The sequence below is a fragment of the Micromonospora sp. WMMD882 genome (assembly GCF_027497255.1).
Classification (GTDB): Bacteria; Actinomycetota; Actinomycetes; order Mycobacteriales; family Micromonosporaceae; genus Micromonospora.
In genome coordinates this window covers 4806674-4823894 of the sequence record NZ_CP114903.1, presented here as the reverse complement: position 1 = coordinate 4823894, position 17221 = coordinate 4806674, and the positions used below count along the sequence as shown (strand labels likewise).

General features: G+C 72.2%; 12 protein-coding genes. 6 read left to right on the top strand and 6 right to left on the bottom strand.

The window, feature by feature from the left end:
* Positions 1-32: 32 nt before the first annotated feature.
* From O7606_RS20540 to O7606_RS20525, 4 genes are all read right to left on the bottom strand, one after another.
* Positions 33-173 (bottom strand): FxLD family lanthipeptide, encoded by a 141-nt coding sequence (locus tag O7606_RS20540; protein ID WP_281595651.1) that lies wholly within the window; start codon positions 171-173, stop codon positions 33-35.
* 12 nt (positions 174-185) lie between these two features.
* Positions 186-1421, bottom strand: coding sequence for a methyltransferase, FxLD system (gene fxlM, locus O7606_RS20535; protein ID WP_281595650.1), 1236 nt, complete (start codon positions 1419-1421; stop codon positions 186-188).
* 398 nt (positions 1422-1819) lie between these two features.
* Positions 1820-2743 carry an aminoglycoside phosphotransferase family protein gene (locus O7606_RS20530; protein ID WP_281595649.1) on the bottom strand — a complete coding sequence of 308 codons (924 nt, stop codon included), beginning with the start codon at positions 2741-2743 and terminating at the stop codon, positions 1820-1822.
* Positions 2740-4191, bottom strand: a complete 1452-nt coding sequence (locus O7606_RS20525) for a helix-turn-helix domain-containing protein (protein WP_281599778.1) — start codon at positions 4189-4191, stop codon at positions 2740-2742. The genes O7606_RS20530 and O7606_RS20525 overlap by 4 nt, the downstream gene beginning before the upstream one ends.
* A 419-nt stretch (positions 4192-4610) precedes the next feature.
* On the opposite strand from O7606_RS20525, the gene fxlM (O7606_RS20520) reads away from it, so the two are divergent.
* On the top strand, positions 4611-5861 hold the full coding sequence (gene fxlM, locus O7606_RS20520; protein WP_281595648.1) for a methyltransferase, FxLD system: 1251 nt from the start codon (positions 4611-4613) through the stop codon (positions 5859-5861).
* 26 nt (positions 5862-5887) lie between these two features.
* On the top strand, positions 5888-6523 hold the full coding sequence (locus O7606_RS20515) for an AAA family ATPase (protein WP_281595647.1): 636 nt from the start codon (positions 5888-5890) through the stop codon (positions 6521-6523).
* A gap of 108 nt (positions 6524-6631) precedes the next feature.
* Here O7606_RS20515 and O7606_RS20510 read toward each other — a convergent pair whose 3' ends face one another.
* The gene (locus O7606_RS20510; protein ID WP_281595646.1) at positions 6632-7114 is read right to left on the bottom strand and encodes an NUDIX hydrolase; all 483 of its coding nucleotides are present in this window, start codon (positions 7112-7114) and stop codon (positions 6632-6634) included.
* Between the two features lie 210 nt (positions 7115-7324).
* Between O7606_RS20510 and O7606_RS20505 the strand changes: the two genes are divergently transcribed.
* The 4 genes from O7606_RS20505 to O7606_RS20490 all read left to right on the top strand — a co-directional run bounded on the left by O7606_RS20505 (position 7325) and on the right by O7606_RS20490 (position 15907).
* The gene (locus tag O7606_RS20505) at positions 7325-9175 is read left to right on the top strand and encodes an Hsp70 family protein (RefSeq protein ID WP_348651116.1); all 1851 of its coding nucleotides are present in this window, start codon (positions 7325-7327) and stop codon (positions 9173-9175) included.
* A gap of 41 nt (positions 9176-9216) precedes the next feature.
* Complete coding sequence (locus tag O7606_RS20500; RefSeq protein WP_281595644.1) at positions 9217-11286, top strand: hypothetical protein; 2070 nt, start codon at positions 9217-9219, stop codon at positions 11284-11286.
* Between the two features lie 233 nt (positions 11287-11519).
* Entirely contained in the window at positions 11520-14435 is a 2916-nt protein-coding gene (locus O7606_RS20495) for a BTAD domain-containing putative transcriptional regulator (RefSeq protein ID WP_281595643.1), read from the top strand.
* The gene (locus O7606_RS20490; RefSeq protein WP_281595642.1) at positions 14432-15907 is read left to right on the top strand and encodes a hypothetical protein; all 1476 of its coding nucleotides are present in this window, start codon (positions 14432-14434) and stop codon (positions 15905-15907) included. Before O7606_RS20495 ends, O7606_RS20490 begins: the two co-directional genes overlap by 4 nt.
* A 231-nt stretch (positions 15908-16138) precedes the next feature.
* Here the strand turns inward: O7606_RS20490 and O7606_RS20485 are convergent, their stop codons facing one another.
* On the bottom strand, positions 16139-17089 hold the full coding sequence (locus tag O7606_RS20485; RefSeq protein WP_281595641.1) for an HAD domain-containing protein: 951 nt from the start codon (positions 17087-17089) through the stop codon (positions 16139-16141).
* Positions 17090-17221 lie beyond the last annotated feature (132 nt).

Sequence of the window (17221 nt, the reverse complement as noted above, 5' to 3'; positions counted from 1 at the left end):
CCGACGCCGGGCCCCGAAGGCGTGAGGGCTGGCTACTTGCCGGTGCAGGCGTTCGAGCCGGTGTTACCCGAGCCGCAGCCGTCGTCGGTGCTGGTGGCGTACCCGCTCGCGGCCGGGCCGGCGTCCACCAGGGTGATGTCCAGGTCGAACTCCTCGAGCTCGGTGGTCTCCATTCGCGTTCCTTCCTAGGCGGAGGTGAAGGTGAGGACGACGCGGCTGTGCCGCTTGTCCAGCACCGTCCCGGCCGGCAGGTCGCCGTCGGGAGTACGTGCGGGCAGGACGTGCAGCACCGGGGAGGGCTGACCAGCGTCCACCCATGCGCGCATGCGCTCGACGAGGCGCCCAGCCGCTGCGGTGGCGTGGGTGCCGTGAGCGCATGCGCCCAGGTCGAACATGTCGTCGGTCCAGCGCAGCGCCGACCGGTAGGAGAACGTGCCTGCGTGCAGGACGGCGGGCGTACCGAAGCGCCAGGCTGGGGCGACGATGTCGGCGTCAACGGCCTCCTGCTGCGCCGAGAGCACCACGAACTGGTCCGCCTCGGCGGTGAGGCGAACCGCCAGCCACAGGTCCAGGTTGGCCAGAACGCTACGAGGCGACAGACCCACCCCGGCCCACGCCTGCTCCCGCGGCTCGGACAGCAGCCCACCGACGGCCAACGGGTCGACCTGCTGGCCCTCGTCCAGCCGCAGGTGAACGCCGTCGGCGATGTCGACATACCGCATCTCGTGTGCTCCGGCGCCCTGCATCGCCACGAACCCACACAGCCGCTGACTGTGACTGACCAGCCGGTCGTCCACGCGGCGCAGCGCCCACGACCGCGTCATCCCGAACGTCCGCAGCGGCACCACCAGCACCCCGTCCTCGGTGAGCTGGGACGTCCACGCCGGGGGAATGTCCCAGGCCCCAGCCGTGACGATGATCAGGTCGTAGCGGCGGCCCGGTTCGATCGGCTGCTCGGCGTCAGCGCACACGACGGTGACATCGTCATAGCCCGCCGCCGCCAGGCACTTCACGGCCCGGTCGGTCACGTCCGGGTCGATGTCCACGGTCGTGACCGCACCCGATGGCCCTACCAGCTCGCGCAGCAGCGACGCGTTGTAACCGCCCGACCCGATCTCCAGCACCCGGCGGCCCCGCAGGCCGCCGTCGAGAGCGTCGGCTGCCTGACCAAGCATCTCCGCGATCAGCCACGGAGCCGACACCGAACTGACGGTCTCGTCACCGTGTCGCTTGGTGACGACAGGGGCGTCGCGGTACGCCTCCTGTGGCGAGACACCTGGCGTGAACAGATCCCGGGGAACAGTCCGCAGCGCGGCCTCCACCTCGGGCCGCATGATCAGCCCCTTCGCCGCATGATCAGCGACCAACTGGTCGACCATCGCGTCACGAAGACCGTGACTGCTCATCGTGTCGACACCCATGTAGAAGCCACTCTCCTATCGCCAAGGCCGCCCCATCCGAACGACCTGCTTTTCTCGTTGTCCTCAGGATGGACACCGTCGTGGACGACGCACTCACACCAGCCCGTGAGCGGATCCACAGTTGCGGGGCCAGACGCCCAGGGCGAGGTATGGACCGCCGTCCCGGTGCCCCGCAGCAGCGTCGAGCGCCTGAGGCGGGGTGAGTCATGGCGATCACCTCCTTCGGAGTGGGGCCGTACCCGATCGTCTGTACGCCTGGCTCCGCGCCAGGCTTGTCCACCACTCAACGCCTGCCGCGCGATGTCGAACACCCTCGACACGAGATCTCGACACCGCGCAGCGCGCGGGCACTGACTTGCGCAGTCCCGGCCGGGCTGCCGTCGACCGATGGCGGGCCGTTACAGGTCGGCGAACGGGGTCCAGCGTGCGGTGTCGTCGCGTTCGTGGACGGAACGCAGCCGGACTGCGAACTCCCGTGCGATATGGGGCCCGGAGGCGAGCAGCGGCACGGCGGCGGCGACCATCTTCAGCTCGCGGGCTTCTCTGAGCAGCGGCCAGGCGGGGTCGGTGGTGACGTCGTAGCCGTAGGCTGCGGCGAGACGGGCGTGGGCGCCGGGTCGCCCGAAGCGGACTTCTCCGACCGGGACGGCGACGAGGTCGACCTGCCAGGGTCCGAGGCAGGTGGCGTCGAAGTCGCACAGCACGACGGGGCCATCGGGGCGGCGCAGCAGGTTGCCCACGTGCGCGTCGCCGTGTACCAGTGCGGGTGGTGACTGCTGGTTGAGCGCGGTGATCCGGGGTTCCAGCCGGTCGCACCAGTCGAGCAGGAATCGTCGGTCGGTGTCGGGAAGGGCCTCCGCGTCGGCGATGCGGGCGCGGGCGTCGCCGACCGGATCCCACACGGGCAGCGGCACCTGGGGTGCGCCGAGGTTGTGGAAGGCGCGCAGGACTCTGCCGAGATCGGTGACGTCCGGTGCCGGCGGTTGGGGTGGCAGGTAGGTCCAGATGGTGGCCTGTAGCCCGTTGACGTCGACCGGCTGCTCCCACCCGGGGGCGAGCCGGATTGTGGGCGCGTCGATCTGGGCGAACCATCGGCCGAGCGTGACGACCTTCGCGACCCGTCGCAGCTTGTGGGAGCGGGTGATCCGGATGACGACGCCAGCGTCGGGGAAGGCGAACACGGCGTTGTTGGTCAGCCGCAGCAGCCGTGCGTGCTCGCCGTTGACACCCAGCCGCGCCGCCACCTGCTGCGCGGCCTGCCGCATCGATGCCTCGCCGAACCGGCCACCGACCTCCTGGCGGCCTGTGCTGCTGTTCGTCATGCGGCTGCCTCGGAGAGCCGTAGGACGGTGTGTCGGAAGTCGGCCATGCCGCTGTGGTGAATGTCCGGGCTGATGTCGCGGGCGAGGTTACGGACGCGGTCCCGGACTCGCCGTGACGTCAACCGCTGCGCCTGGCGGATCACGGTGGAGCCGACGGTGATGGCCCGGTCGGGTTCGCCGGCCAGCGCGAGCGCGCTGCACAGCCCGACCGTGTTGAGCACGGTGCTGCGCACGTTCTGCGGGCCGAACGCGACGATCGCGGCCTGGGTCCACTCCACGGCCCGGTCGGCGTGACGGCGGTCGTGGCGGGCCAGGTCGCGGTAGACGCGACCGTACTGGGCGAGCAGCTCGCCGCGGTCATAGAAGCGCATCCAGTCTGGTTCCTGGTCCGGGTCGATGTCCTCGAAGTGCCCGCTGGCCTGCTCGAGTGCGGTGACTGCCGCGGCGTGCTCGCCGAGCGCGGCCAGCGAGGCGGCTTCGGCGCCGCGCAGCATGGCCAGCAGCGCAGGGGTGGCCTCGCGGCCGAGCTGGTCGTGAGCGAGGCGCACGGTGGCGAGGGCGTCCTGGTTGTGGTGCAGATGTTGGAACTGGCGGGCCTGGCAGTAGCGGGTTCGGGCAGCGAGGAGTTGGTTTCCGGCGGCAACGGACGTGCGTTCGGCGGCGAGCCAGTGGCGGCCTGCGTCGCTGTGCCGTCCCGCGTCGAAGGCAGTCCAACCGGCCAGCTGGCGGGCTCCGGCGACCGCGGTGGCGAGGCTCGCGGTCCCTGGACCCGTGTCGACCGAAGCGAGCAGGACAGAGGCGGCCTCGGCGAAACGGCCGGCCTCCGCATGCAGCGCCCCGCCACCGACCTCGTAGTCCACCGACCGGTACAGGGCGGTGATGGCCTCGATGCGGGCGACGTCGCCGGCGCCGACACGTCGAGGGGTGGTGCTCGGCGTCAGGCCTGACAGGCCCGATCCGGCGGCAACCGCGGCGATCGACGCCAGTAGTTTCTGCCGCTGCCTGTCGCCCTCCAAGCCACTGGGACCGACCATCTGACCATCGGCGTCGCTGGTGGCCACGGAGTGGTCCAGCGCGTTGCCGTCTTCCCCGCAAGCGGCGGTTGTGGGACCGGTGTCAGGATCACCGGTCTCGGTGACGCTGTCGGCCAGTAGCCCCCACCGGGCGCGGCGCGCGGCGTCGGCTTTCTCCACCCTGTGCTGGTCGTCAAGCTGCCGATAGGCCTGATAGGCGTTGATCAACTCACCCTGGGCGTCCAGCACCGCTTCACACTGCAGCCAGAAGATCCGGTCCACGACCTGACGACCGCGTTCGACCATGGCGACAGTGCTGCGGCTGCTGGGTATCTGCCGCGCCAAGTCGTCCTGAATGAGCTGCCGCGCTTTGCGCCATGCGGCGAGTTTGCGGCCGAGAGCCTGCCTAGCCTCGTGAAGCTCCTGTCGGTCGATCATGGCTGTGGCCCCTCCACCTACGCCGAGACTGCCGACCATGCCCTGGACGCGGTGCCGCACACGATGCGTCGACACTACCGGACCGCAGCGGCATGATCCGACTCGTCCAACAGGGACGTGGCCCGGTCAACGGGGCAACTGCGGTCCGGAACGGCGGTCGCCTCGCGGACAGACGCGCTCATCGGGATCCCAACTGGATGAGCTGCTCCAAACCGCAACTATCCAACGCCTGTTGAGTCGATGTCGAACACCCTCGACACGAATTTTCGACACGACCGGAAACCTCACAGGCAGATCAGGCCAAAGAATGGGTGCGGCGCGAAGGGCGGCATCCGTCGCCGGTAGACACCCATTTGTCACATGCGCCCTATAGTGTCGCCCCGCGTCCGCGCCCGCACCGACGGAGGTCCGAGGTCATGACTGGTTCCGCGCTCGACACCACCCCGGAACTCGACAGCAGTCCGGAGGAGGCCCGGGCCCGGCTGGCCGACCGGTTGCTCGCTGACGGCCGGCTCGCCTCGCCGGCGGTGGAGGCGGCGTTTCGTCGGGTGCCGCGGCACCTGTTCGCCCCCGACGGGGTCAGCGTCGACGCCGCGTACGCCGATGACGTGGTGGTGACCAAACGTGGTCCGGACGGACGCGCGAGCAGTTCCATCTCCGCGCCGTGGTTGCAGGCCCTGATGCTGGAAGCGGCCCGGCCGCGCCCGGGTGGGCGGGTGTTGGAGATCGGTTCCGGTGGTTACAACGCCGCGTTGATCGCGGAGGTCGTCGGCCCGCGCGGCACGGTCACCAGCATCGACATCGACGCCGACATCGTCGCCAGCGCCCGGACCGCCCTCGACGCCGCCGGCTATCCGGACGTCCACGTGGCGCAGGCAGACGCGGACACCGGTTGGCCGGGCGGGGCTCCGTACGACGCGATCATCGTCACCGTCGAGGCCAGCGACGTCCCACCGGCCTGGACCGGCCAGCTCGCTCCCGACGGGGTCCTCGTCGTCCCGCTGCGGATGCGCGGCAACACCCGGTGCCTGACCCTCGTCCGCGAGGGTGACCACCTGACCGCCACCGACGCGGTTCTCTGCGGCTTCGTGCCCATGCAGGGCGCGGGGGCCGACCCCGTGACCCGGCGGGCGCTGCGCGGCGACGACGTGATCCTGCGCGTCGACGACCCCGACACCCGGCTCCTCGGCCTCGACGCCGTGGCCTCCGCGCTGGAGGGCCCCCGGGTCGACGACTGGTCGGAGGTGACCGTCTCACCGGCGTCGTCGTTCGAGTCACTGCACCTCTGGCTGGCCAGCCAACCCTGCCCCTACGGCCTGCTCGCCGCCGACCGGGACCGCGCCGGAGACCTGGACCCGCAGAACTGGGTGTCCTGCCCCGCCCTGCTCACCGGCGACAGCATCGCCTACCTCACCATCCGCCAACTCGACGACAGCACCTGGCAGTTCGGCGCCTCCGGCTACGGCCCCCACGCCACCGCCCTGACCCGGCACGTCGTGGACCTCATCACCGCCTGGGGCCGTGACCACCGCCATCAGCCCGGCCCGGACATCAGGGTGTACCCCGCAGGCGTCACCATCCCGCCCACCGACCGGCCACGACTACTCGTTCCCCGCCGCCACACCACCGCCGCGATCACCTGGACCGCCGCCGGAGATCACCGGTGACCGCCACCGCGCCGACACTCGTCGTCGTGCGCGGGAACTCCGGCAGCGGAAAGACGACCGCCGCCCGCGAGGCCCGCCGACGCTACGGCCGTGGCATCGCGCTCCTGGAACAGGACCACCTGCGTCGGATCGTGCTCCGCGAACACGACAGCTCACACATCGACCCGGTCGCTCCGGCGTTCATCACCGCGACCGCCCGCACCGCCCTCGACCTCGGCTACCACGTCATCCTCGAAGGCATCATGCACACCCAGCGATACGCCGACGTCCTGCGCCAGCTCATCGACAACCATCCCGGACCATCCGTCGTGTTCTACCTGGACGTGTCCTTCGACGAGACCGTCCGCCGCCACCTCACCCGCGCCGAGCCCATCCCCGTCACCCCCGACGAGATGCGCCTCTGGTACACCCACCGCGACCTGCTCGACGTACCCGGTGAGACCGTCATCGCCGAGACCAGCACCTTCGAACAGACCGTCACCACGATCCTGCACACCGGCGGCCTTACCAGCGCGACACCCCAGACGCCCTGCCCACGACGTTGCCGGCACTGCGACCGCAAGTCCGACGCCTCCGCCACCGAAGCGGCTTCCTTGACACCGCCTGCGGATCGTCGCCGCACCGAAGCCGTGACGACCCAGACACCCACCACCCAGACGTAGGCGCCACGCGGATCGGCGGGCGCACCACATGGCGGCCGAGGACGACACAGTCCGGGCGGTGTTCGTCCGATGGAACCCCGCCCCTGCGGAGGCTGGCCGGCGAGCCTTTCAGGCCAGGTCGGCCGAAGCTGCGCTCAGGTGTCCGCGCATCAGGATCCCGTCACGGCGCAGCCCTTCCTCGATATCCCGCGCCGAGTAGCGGCCGACGCCGGCGTCGTTGAGGATCCGCATCACCGTCGGGTGCGGCTGCACCTCGTCCACCGGCGCCTGGACGATCCCATCGACGTGATGCCCGCCGGACGTCACCCGTGTCGCCGTGCCGGCACGGAACGCGAACATCACGAAGTGGTAGGAACCGTCCTCGGCGCGGATCTCGTACACCCCGGTCGGCGTCAGCTTCTCGACCTCGAAGCCGGCCTCCTCCACCGTCTCCCGGCGGGCCGCGTCCTGCGCCGACTCTCCGAACTCCACCTTGCCGCCCGGCAACAGCAACCACCCCGCATACGGGCCGCGCTGCTGTCGCACGAACACCACCTCGCCGGAGGGAACAGGGACAACCGCCATCGCGGCGACCGTCGGCTTCGCGGTCACAACCACCCGTCCTCATTGCGCAGGTCAACGACGCCGGCCCCTCGCATCAGCGGTCCGGCACCGGGCGGGAGGCATCCGTGGCACCCTACCGACGGCCCACCACACGCCTTGCATGACACGCCCCGGCGCATCACTGCAGTTGAGGCGAGGGCCGTGACCGGAGTCGAGCTGGAGTGACATGAGTGAGAGATTCATGTTTGACTAACTCGTATGCGACCTGCGGGGGCACGTCTGACGATTGATGTCGGCCGGGCCGGTGTCGTGGCGGTGGTCGCGGGCCCGGACGGCGCATGGACGCCGGTGATGTTCGATGGTGGGCCGGTGTTGTCGGGCGCGGTGGGAGTGGCCGAGGACGGGTCGTTCCTGACGGGGCAGGCGGCGTGGCGGTCCGCGTCGACGCGTCCGGACCGGTTCATCGCGGCTGCCGCATCCTGTGGCGAGCGCGTGACTGTGGCTGACGGTCGGGTGGATTCGGCGGATGTGATGGCCGCGGTGCTGCGTCGGGTGGCTGATGAGGCAGTTCGGATCATCGGTGGGCCGTTGGGTGAGGTGTGTCTGGTGGTGCCGGCGGGGTGGGGGCCTCGGCGGCGGACGTGGATGCGTCATGCCGCGTATCGGGCGGGGCTGGGTCAGCCGTCGTTGGTGGAGGCTCCGGTCGCTGTCGCTGAGCACTTGGTGTCGGCTGGTACGCATATCGCGGTGGGCGCGTTCGTGGTGGTCTGCGATCTGGGTGCGGGTGCGGAGGTGACGGTGCTGCGGCGTGGCCCGGCCGGTTTCGAGGTCTTGGCGACGCTCGCGGATCCGGACGCGGGTGGTGACGCCGTCGACCGGGCCCTGGTCAACGCGCTGGACAGCAGCAGTAGCGAAGGCGGGGGCGGTGACCGGTGGGCGGTGCTGGCGAGTGTGCGTACGGCCAAGGAGTCGCTGTCGTGGCAGCCGGCGGTGACGGTTCCCCTGCCGTCCGGGACAGGCGTGGTGGTGAACGGGGCGATGGTGGAGCAGGTGGCCCTGCCGGTGCTCGAGCGGGCGGGTCGGTTGACGGCGGACGTGGTCGCGGCGGCGGATCTGCTGCCTGACGATGTGGCGACCGTCTACTGCGTGGGTGGGACGTCTCTGCTGCCGGTGGCGGCCCGGGCGGTGGGTGAGACGGCGAAGGTGGCTGCGGTGGTGGTGGACGATCCGGTGACCGTTGCCGTGCGGGGCGCCGCCGGCGCGGGGAGGCCCGTCCTGCCGGTGGTGGTTGAGGATGTGGTGGTGCCGTCGGTGCGGCGGGCGGCGGCGATGGTGGTTCCGGGTTTCGTGTCGTTGGGTCTGTTGGCTCAGTTCCTGTTGACGGCGGAGTGGAACGGCGCGCTGGTGTACCGGTGGGCGTTGCTGAACTGGGGTGAGTTCGCCCTGTCCGCGGTGTTCGCGGTCGTGGCGGCGTTGAACGCCGGCACGGTCCTCGGCGTGTTGTCTGCCGCGCGTGCCCCGTCGGCTGGGGCCGGCCGGTCGGGTGGTGGTCAGGTCGGCACGGGGATTCTCGCGGCGGTGTCGTTGGGCGTCGCGGTCGCGGGCGTGTACGCGATCGTGGGGTCCCTGTACCTGGGTTTGGAGGTGGGTCCGTTCCTGCGGTGGGCGCTGCTGCCGGTGGCGCCGGTGGTGGTGTGCGCGCTGGTGGCGGCGGTGGTCGCGACGAGGGGCTGGCGGATCCCGGCGGGTGGTTGGGCGGAGTTCCTGGCGTTCCCGAACGGGTCGGTGGTGACGGCGGCGGTCGGGATGGGGTTGGTGCAGTACTCGTTGACCGCCGACCGGTGGCCGGACATGGTGGTGTGGATCGATCTGGCCGGCCGGGTCGGTGGTGGCCTGCTGGGTGTCGCGGTGGTGACGGCGGTGGTGGGTCCGCTGGTGTTGCGGCTGGTGCTGGCCGCGCCGGTGGCGGTGATCACGGCGGCGGTCGTGAGTTGGCGGGCGTCGGGCATCCTCGGGGCCGTGTACGCGATCGCGGTGACGCTGTGGTGGCTGCGGCGGCTGTGGACCCGCGTCCTGCACCGCGGCGGGCCGGCTCCGGCGAAGGCCTGATGGTGATCACGGCCCTGCCGGCCGGGGCGGGGTGACCGGCGGTGCGGTGGCCGAGGCAGGTCGCGTCACTGGTGGGGGCCGTGCTGGTGGTGGCGGCGCCTCCGGTGCTGCTGCTGAACCTCACCGGCTGGCCGCTGCCCGGCTGGCCGACGGGTGAGCAGCTGTGGGGGTGGGTGGCGGAACCGATCACCACCGGCACCGTGACGGCGGCCCTCACGCTCGGTGCGTGGCTGCTGTGGCTGTTGGTCGTGACGGTGGTGGTCCTGCGGGTGCTGGTCCGGGTGCGGGCGGTCGCCCGATGGGTGCGGCGGATGCCGCTGCCGACGCCGTGGCAGGCCGCGGCCACCGGGCTCGCCGGGGTCGCGGTCCTCGGCACGAACACCGCGGCTGCCGCCGCCCCGGCGACGGAGCAGCCCACCGCCACCACCACCCCTGCCGCTGGTGACGATTCCCGTGAGCCCTCGAACCGGCAGGCGTCGGACCTGGAGGGTGAGGCGGCGGGGGTGGTGGTGCCGGGTGGCTGGCTGCCCCGGGAGACCGCCGAGCTGGTGGCCGCTACCGGCGTGCTGCTGTGGCTGTGGCGCCGCCGCTCCTACCAACCCGGCGCCGTGGTCGACCCGCGCCGCCGAGACGCCGACCTGGCGCCACTGCCCGCTGTGGTGGCCGTCGCCCAGACGGCCGTCACCACCGACACCGGCCAGACCGACGACCGGACCAGCCGGGGCAACCACCCGGTAGGAGGGCAGGGCAGGGCGGGGCCGGCAGCGGCGGCGGTGTTCCCGCCGGGCGAGGTGGTGGCTCTGACCGGGCCCGGCGCGCGGGACGCGGCACGGGGCATCCTGGTCACCGCCGCTCTCCGGGCGCTGCGTGACCCCGCCCCTGTGGTGCGTCTGATCACGACCCGCGCTGACCTCGACGCGCTTCTCGGCCCGCATCCTCCGGTGCCCGCCCCGGCGGGTATCCACGTGGCGGCCACCCTCGACGACGCCCTCACCCTGGCGGCCACGCCCCCCGCCACCGCACCCCCGCACGGGGGCGACCGGAGGGCAAGCCCCGACCGGCTGCTGCTCACCCACACCCCGGCCGGCGACCGTCTCGCCGCAGCCGTGGCCGACAGCGACCTCACCGTGGTCGTCGTTGGCGACTGTCCCGGCCTCACGGTCTGGACCGTGGACGCCTCCGGGCACACCGACACCCTCCACCCGTGGGACGGGCACCGGATGTGTGTCCTGGACGCGGCGGCCACCCGGGACCTGCTCACGGTGATCAACCCGCCCGACACCCCTGCCACGAGCAGTGCGCCCACCCCGGCACCCACACCGCCGCCGCGCCCCCGCACCCCCGACCAGGAGACGAACCGGCGCACCCGCGGCGACACCGGCCGGCCCGGGCCGCCGGCGTGGCGGCTGCGGGTCCTGGGCGGCGTCGGCCTGTTCTTCCAGGACATCCCGGCGCCGGTCCGCCGCAGCGCCGCCCTGCAGGCCCTCGTCTTCCTCGCGGTCCATCCGGACGGCGCCACCGGGCGGGATCTGATCGAGGCGATCTGGCCGGGACTACCGGCACACCGGCTCACCGGCCGCCTCTACACCACGATGAGCGACCTACGGAAGACGATCCGCGACACCAGCGACGGGGCGACGGTGGTCGAGCATGTCGACGACCGCTACCGACTCCACCCCGACCTGGACGTGGACCTGTGGCGGCTGCACCACGCGGCACGGCAGGCCGCGACCGCCGTCGACGGCCGACAGCGGGCATGGCAGGCGGTCATCGACCAGCACCCAGGGGTCCTTGCCGACGGACACACCTGGCCCTGGCTCGACCCGCACCGCGAGTCCGTCCGCCGGCATGTGATCGACGCCCACGTCGCCCTGGCCGACACGCGCACCGACCCACGTCAGGCGCTGACGCTGCTGCAGGACGCGATCCGCGTCGACCCCTACAACGAGAACCTGCACCAGCGGGCCGCGCGCCTCCTGACCGTTCTCGGGGACCACGACACCGCCACCGCCCTCCTCGACGGCTACCGCGACCGGCTCACCGAAGCCGGACTCGCACACGCCGGCCTGAGCCGCGCACGCCGTTACCCGGCCTTCCCGAACGGCGCCTGACAGCCGTCCACCAACAACCCACTCCCCTCCACGTCACTGCCTTGGCAGGGTCTCTGAGCTGGGGTTGTGAGGCTGTGTAAGGCCGTGTGAGGTGCTGTCAGGTCGCTGACCGTGTCCCCGTGACGGGCAACGGCCATACCGTCGACGGCATCCCCAACCCCTTCTCGTCCGCCTCGGGGCTTCGGCGTGTCGGCCGGAGCCTTGGCGGGCTCTGCGCCCTGCAAGGAGGCACCGTGCCGCGTTCGCCGTTCGTCCTGGCCCAGGCCACGGCTGTGGCCGCTCTCGTGACCGTGGCGCCCGTCGTCCTGGTCCTCGTCGGCGACGCCACGCTCCCGCGTCCCTCTGTGGGGCTGCTGCGGGAGTGGATCCACCAACCCCTCACCCCCGCCTTCCTGACCGTGCTCGGGTTGGCCGCCGCGTGGCTGGTCTGGGCGCTGCTGGCCGTCGCCGTCGCGGCCCGCGTCTACACCGCGACCCGCCGGTTGGCCCGGTGGCTGCCCCCGGTCCACCTGCCCCGACCTTTGCAGGGCCTGACTGCGGCGATCCTCGGCGCGTCGGCCATCACCACCAGCGGCGTGGCCGCCCACGCCGCACCCGCGCCGACACCGGCTACCGCGACGTTCCAGGGGCCCGCAGCCGAGACGACGAACATTCTGGTCGACGCAAGCACGGGCGTCCGTCCCGTCGTCGACGACAGGCCCACCCACACCGTCAGGCGCGGCGAGTCACTGTCGAGCATCGCGAAGCACCGCCTCGGTGACCGCGACCGTTGGGACGACATCTACGCCCTCAACCTCGGCACCCGGTTCCCCACCGGCGGCGCCCTCACCGACCCGGACGTCATCCACCCCGGCTGGGTGCTCGACCTGCCCGCCACCGCGAACGTCCCCCCGAACGGGCAGGACATCCCACCCCCTCCGCCAGAGCCTCCCGCCGACGCCCAGCCGGAGCTGGAAGCGCCGTCGTCCGCGCCCACGTCAGCCTCGCCGAGCACCGGATCGGCAGGCGGCGCCCCACCGCCTGCTTCCGACGCCAGCCCGGCGCCTCCGAACACCGCCGGCCCGCCAGGCGCAGCGTGCGACACCGACGCCGCCGAGAACCGCGGGGAGTCAGCCCGCGGTGTGACGCTTCCGTCCGGAAGCTGGCTCGGTCCTGGTCTTGCCGGGGCCATCGCCGCAGCGGTAGCGCTGGTCTGGGCGCACCGGCGGCGCCGCCACGTCCCTGGCACGCCGTCGGCCGCGCTGCGCTCGGATGACCCGGACCTGACGCCCATGCCCCGCGTGGTCGACCAGATCCGCCGTGGCCTGCGCCGCGCTGCCCCGCCCGACCCCACAGAACACGACCCGGGCGACGGGGACATCGGCGACCAGCATCATGCCGACGCCGGCGCGGTCGAGAACGCTGGCGGCAGCCGTTCCGGCGCGGCCACCTCCGGGCAGCTCGCCCCGGACCTGACGGTGACGGTCCCGCAGGTGCAGGCGCCGGCTCCCGCGCATCGGCTGGCAGCACGGTGGCCTGCTGGCGGGCTGGCCCTGACCGGGCCCGGCGCGCCGGCCGCTGCCCGTGGTCTGCTCACCGCCGCCCTCGCCTCAGGCCATGGAGAGCACCCCGACGCGCGTGCCCGGGTGGTCATGTCGTCCGCGACCGCGACGGCCCTGCTCGGTGACGCCGTCGCCCTGCCCGAGACGCCGAGGCTGACGGTCACCGGCAGCCTCGACGCCGCCCTGCGGCTCCTTGAGGCGCAGATCATGCGCCGCAGCCGGCTCGTCGAGGAGCACGAGGTCGACACCGTCGCCGCGCTGCGCCGCACTGGGGACTGCGGGGAACCACTGCCGCCCATCCTGTTGATCGCCGACGCCGCAGCCGGCCGTGAACCCTCCCGGATCGCCGTGATCCTGGCTCAGGGCCACCGCCTCGACATCCGTGCGGTTCTTCTGGCGGCCGGGCCCGAGGAAGACTCGGTCGTCGTCGACACGGACGGCACCACCACCTCCACGGCCGGCGACCGCCCCGGCATCTCTCCCGCCGACGTGGGCCGGCTGGCCGTTCTCACTCCCGCCGAGACGATCGACCTGATCACGATGCTCGCCGAGGCGCACACCGGCGCACGCCAGACACCGGCGGCGGCTGAGTCCACGAGCACGGGCCGCACACGGGAGCCGAAACCGGCCCCGACCGACATCCCGCCAACCGACGCCGGCGATCCCGAACGGGTCGGACAGCCTGAACGTGACGATCAGGCGCCCGCGGACGCCGATACGACGCCGGACCCTGTCGCCGATGCGCCGCCCCACACCGCGTCAACCCCGAACACGGACCGCCGTGACCCGGCCGAGGATCCGGCAGACGGCGACGATGCCGACACGGGCACGCAGCCAGGAGGACCGGTCGCGGTGCGGGTGCTCGGTGACGCGCGCATCGTCGACATGGACACCACCGTGCCGCTGCGGGCGAAGTCCCTCGAACTGCTCGTCTACCTCGTCGTGCACGAGGGCGACGCCACCCAGGACGCGATCCTCGACGACCTGCTCCCCGACGCCCCACGGTCGAAGGCACCGCACCGCCTGCACACCTACGTGTCCGCACTACGCAAGACCCTCTCCCGCACCGGCGGCGCCGGCGCCTATCTCACCCACCCGCCCCGCCGGTACGCCCTCAACCGCCAGATGCTCGACGTCGACCTGTGGCGGATGCGCGACGCCCTGCGCGACGCCGAACGCGCCACCGACCCCACCGACCGGCTCACCGCGCTCCGCGCCGCCGTGCACGCCTACGGCGGCGGTCTCGCCGAAGGCTTCGACTACGAGTGGATCGAGGCACACCGTGAGGGCATCCGCCGGCAGGCCGTCGACGCCCACCTCGCCCTCGCCACCGCGACCACCGACCCGGCCGAGGCCCTCACCGTGCTGGAAGCCGCGATCCGCCACGACCCGTACGCCGAGCCGCTCTACCAACAGGCCATGCGCGTGCGCGCCGCGTTGGGCCACCTCGACGAGATCCGCGCCCTGCGCCGAACACTGGCCCGGCGCCTCGGCGAGATCGACGTCGAACCGAGCGAGGACACCACCGCCCTCGCGGACCAGCTCATCACCGACCTGCGGCAACGGCACCCCAGCGGACAACCCGGTTCCTGCGGAGGACGCCCGTGACTCTCCATCCTCCCGCAGCGCCCGGGGCCAGCCACGAGATCCCGTCCGACCCGCGTGCCCATGCCAACGGCACCACCGCGCACACGCCGACACCGCCCAACGCCGCCAGCCCTGCCCCGCCGCGACCCGGCGGGCCGCCGGCAACCGGCAGCCGCACCACCACCCCGATGACCCGCGACGCGCTCGACGCCGACCTGGTCAACGCCGTACGGCGCACCGCCCAGACGCGGATGGCCTTCTACGTCCTGGTGCTGCTGGTCGCCCTCGTCGGACAGGTCACCGGCGCCGTCCACACCCTCGGCATCTCGACGGTCGTCGCGGTCCCGGCCGTCGCCGCCCTCGAACTCGGCGGCGTGGTGGTGATGGCCAACGCCGACGTGCGCCGCCGCCTCGGCGAACGGGCGATCGCCTCCCGGACCCTGTCCGCCGCCATCGCCGCCGGCGCCGTGGCCTTCAACTGGACCGTCCACCCCGACCACCTCGTCGGCGGCTTCTACGCCGGCATGTCCGCCCTCGGCTACCTCGTCTGGCTCATGCACGCCGGCAACCAACGCCGCGACCGCCTCCGCGCGACCGGCGACCTGCCACCCACCCCACCCGCCTACGAGGTGTTCGGCCACTGGATCCGCCACCCCGTCATCACCTCACGCTCCCGCACGATTGCCAAAGCCCACGGCCTCGACCTGTACGAATCCATGGCAGCCGCCCGCGCCGCGATCGCCCGGGAACGCCGCGACGCCGCCATCGCCGCCGTCCTGCACCGCAAGATCCGCGCCGCCGTGGATCCCACCACCGCCGACATCGCCGTACGCGTATACGACCTCAACGAGATCGCGACCCGCCTCTCCGCCGCCGCTGACTACGACGCACTGACCGCGATCCTCGCCGCCGACCTCGCTCCCGAAAAGGTCACCACCTCCACAGCCGGTGACCGCCGTCGTCGCTGGCCCCGACGAAGAGCGCCAGCCACCTCGATCCCGACGACCCACTCACCATCGGCCCAGCCCTCGCCACACCCGCCAGCCGTCCCCCCGCGAGAACCCCAGCCAGCGCCCGGTCGGAACCCCGAACCCGTTCCTCAGGACGGCTACGGTGCACAGAGCCAGGACGATGCTGTCGAACCACAGGGCGACCTGCCGCTGGACGAGTTGACCGGCACCGGCCGAACCGGCGGAATCGACAACGCCACCGACGATGCCCACGACGGGAAAGACGACGATCAGGACGCTCCCCGCGCCGACGAGGACGACGACGGGGGCTCGGAGGTGCCGACCGCAACCGCGCAGGCAGTGGCCTACTGGCTGCGCCGAGAACCGGACATCGAGCCTGAACGACTCGCCGAGAAGATCGGCAAGTCTCTGCGCTCGGTCTACCGCTACCTGCCACCGGACTACCCCCGACAACCGGGGGTCGCCAGGGAACGAACCCGGCGACGCCCCAGCCGTCCACGACAGAACGGTCAGAGCGAGTGACGTCAACAGCCGTCACGACGGCCGGTGGGCCTAACGTTTCGCGTCCCGGACCTCCGCACATTCGGCGTGTCCGCCCCTGCACGGGAACCCACCGACAGCCGGTCCGACAAACGCGAAAAGGGCCGGTTTCTCACTCGACTCCGCAGGTGGGCTGAGCGTCTACCCGCTCAGCCCACCCCCGAAGCCACCGATCTTCTCGCCGAGCCGGCCGTGGACCTCCCGGCTGCACCGTCACCGGCTGCCGGCCGGTCCCCCCTCCTCACCGGGCGGGTCGACCTCAATGAATCCGAGGAGCCGTGCGATCACCTGGAGAGCCTGGGTGGAATAACGGTCGGCGAACCCCCGGCAGATGGCGGGCTTGACCCCTGCACCCCGGTGGGAGGGCATCGTGTCGTGGCAGATGACGAACGACTCGTTCTGCCGCGCCTCGGCCACCAGATCGCGCAGGCCCCCGTCGGCCAGGCGCATCGGGTTGCCGGGGCGGAAGATGCACGTGGCGCACTGCCGGGACAGCAGTCGGGACTTGCGCAGCACCGGGTCGCCGACGCTGAGGTCGCAGCCCTCGTCCGGAGAGGCGTCGTCTCCGTCAGGTGCCGCAGTCCGTCCGAGCACGGCATCGCCCGGGGACAGCCCACCGTCGGTGGTCGTCTGATCGAGCCAGCGGGCGATCTGGTCGATGTGCTCGCGGCGCAGGCCGGTGACGCTGTTGACGCCGACCAGCAGGGTGGCGCTGCCACGGGCGGTGCGGTCGTCGGCCTCGGCGTGGTCCCGGCCGCCGAACTCGTCGTCGAGCACGGCCACGGGCCGTTCGCCGATGGCGCGGTACAGGGCGGTGAGTTTGAGTTGGCGGCCGAAGCGCACGCCGCCTGGTCCGGTGTCGATGACGGGCAGGTCGGTGGGGAGGCCGAGGCGGGGTGCGATCCAGGTGGCGGCGATGGCGCCCCAGCTGGTGCACCAGACGAGGTCGGCGTGGTGGGCGAGTTCGGTGAGCCAGAGGCCGTGGTCGGGGTGCAGCCACACCTCGCCGGAGACGTGCTGGCCGGTGGGGTCGGGGCCGTCGTAGTGGTGTCGCTGGTAGCCGAGGTGGCGGGCGGTGGGTGGGTGGTCGGGGTTGAGGACGCCGTCGACGTCGATGGCGACCACCGGCCGGGCCTTGTCGGCCGCGGTGTGCGTCGGGTTCATCGGGCCTCGATTCCGGCGGCGCGGTCCGTCGGCGGGACCGCCCGCTGGGTGTGGGGTTTCGACGGTGGAGGGCGCCAGATTGCAGTGGCCCGGCGGTCGGTGAAGAGGCCGGCGGGGTTGTCGCGGTTGCGG

Coding starts and splice junctions, on each gene's coding strand:
- O7606_RS20540 (WP_281595651.1), bottom strand. CDS start 173: ATGGAGACCACCGAGCTCGAGGAGTTCGACCTGGACATCACCCTGGTG.
- fxlM (WP_281595650.1), bottom strand. CDS start 1,421: ATGGGTGTCGACACGATGAGCAGTCACGGTCTTCGTGACGCGATGGTC.
- O7606_RS20530 (WP_281595649.1), bottom strand. CDS start 2,743: ATGACGAACAGCAGCACAGGCCGCCAGGAGGTCGGTGGCCGGTTCGGC.
- fxlM (WP_281595648.1), top strand. CDS start 4,611: ATGACTGGTTCCGCGCTCGACACCACCCCGGAACTCGACAGCAGTCCG.
- O7606_RS20505 (WP_348651116.1), top strand. CDS start 7,325: ATGCGACCTGCGGGGGCACGTCTGACGATTGATGTCGGCCGGGCCGGT.
- O7606_RS20485 (WP_281595641.1), bottom strand. CDS start 17,089: ATGAACCCGACGCACACCGCGGCCGACAAGGCCCGGCCGGTGGTCGCC.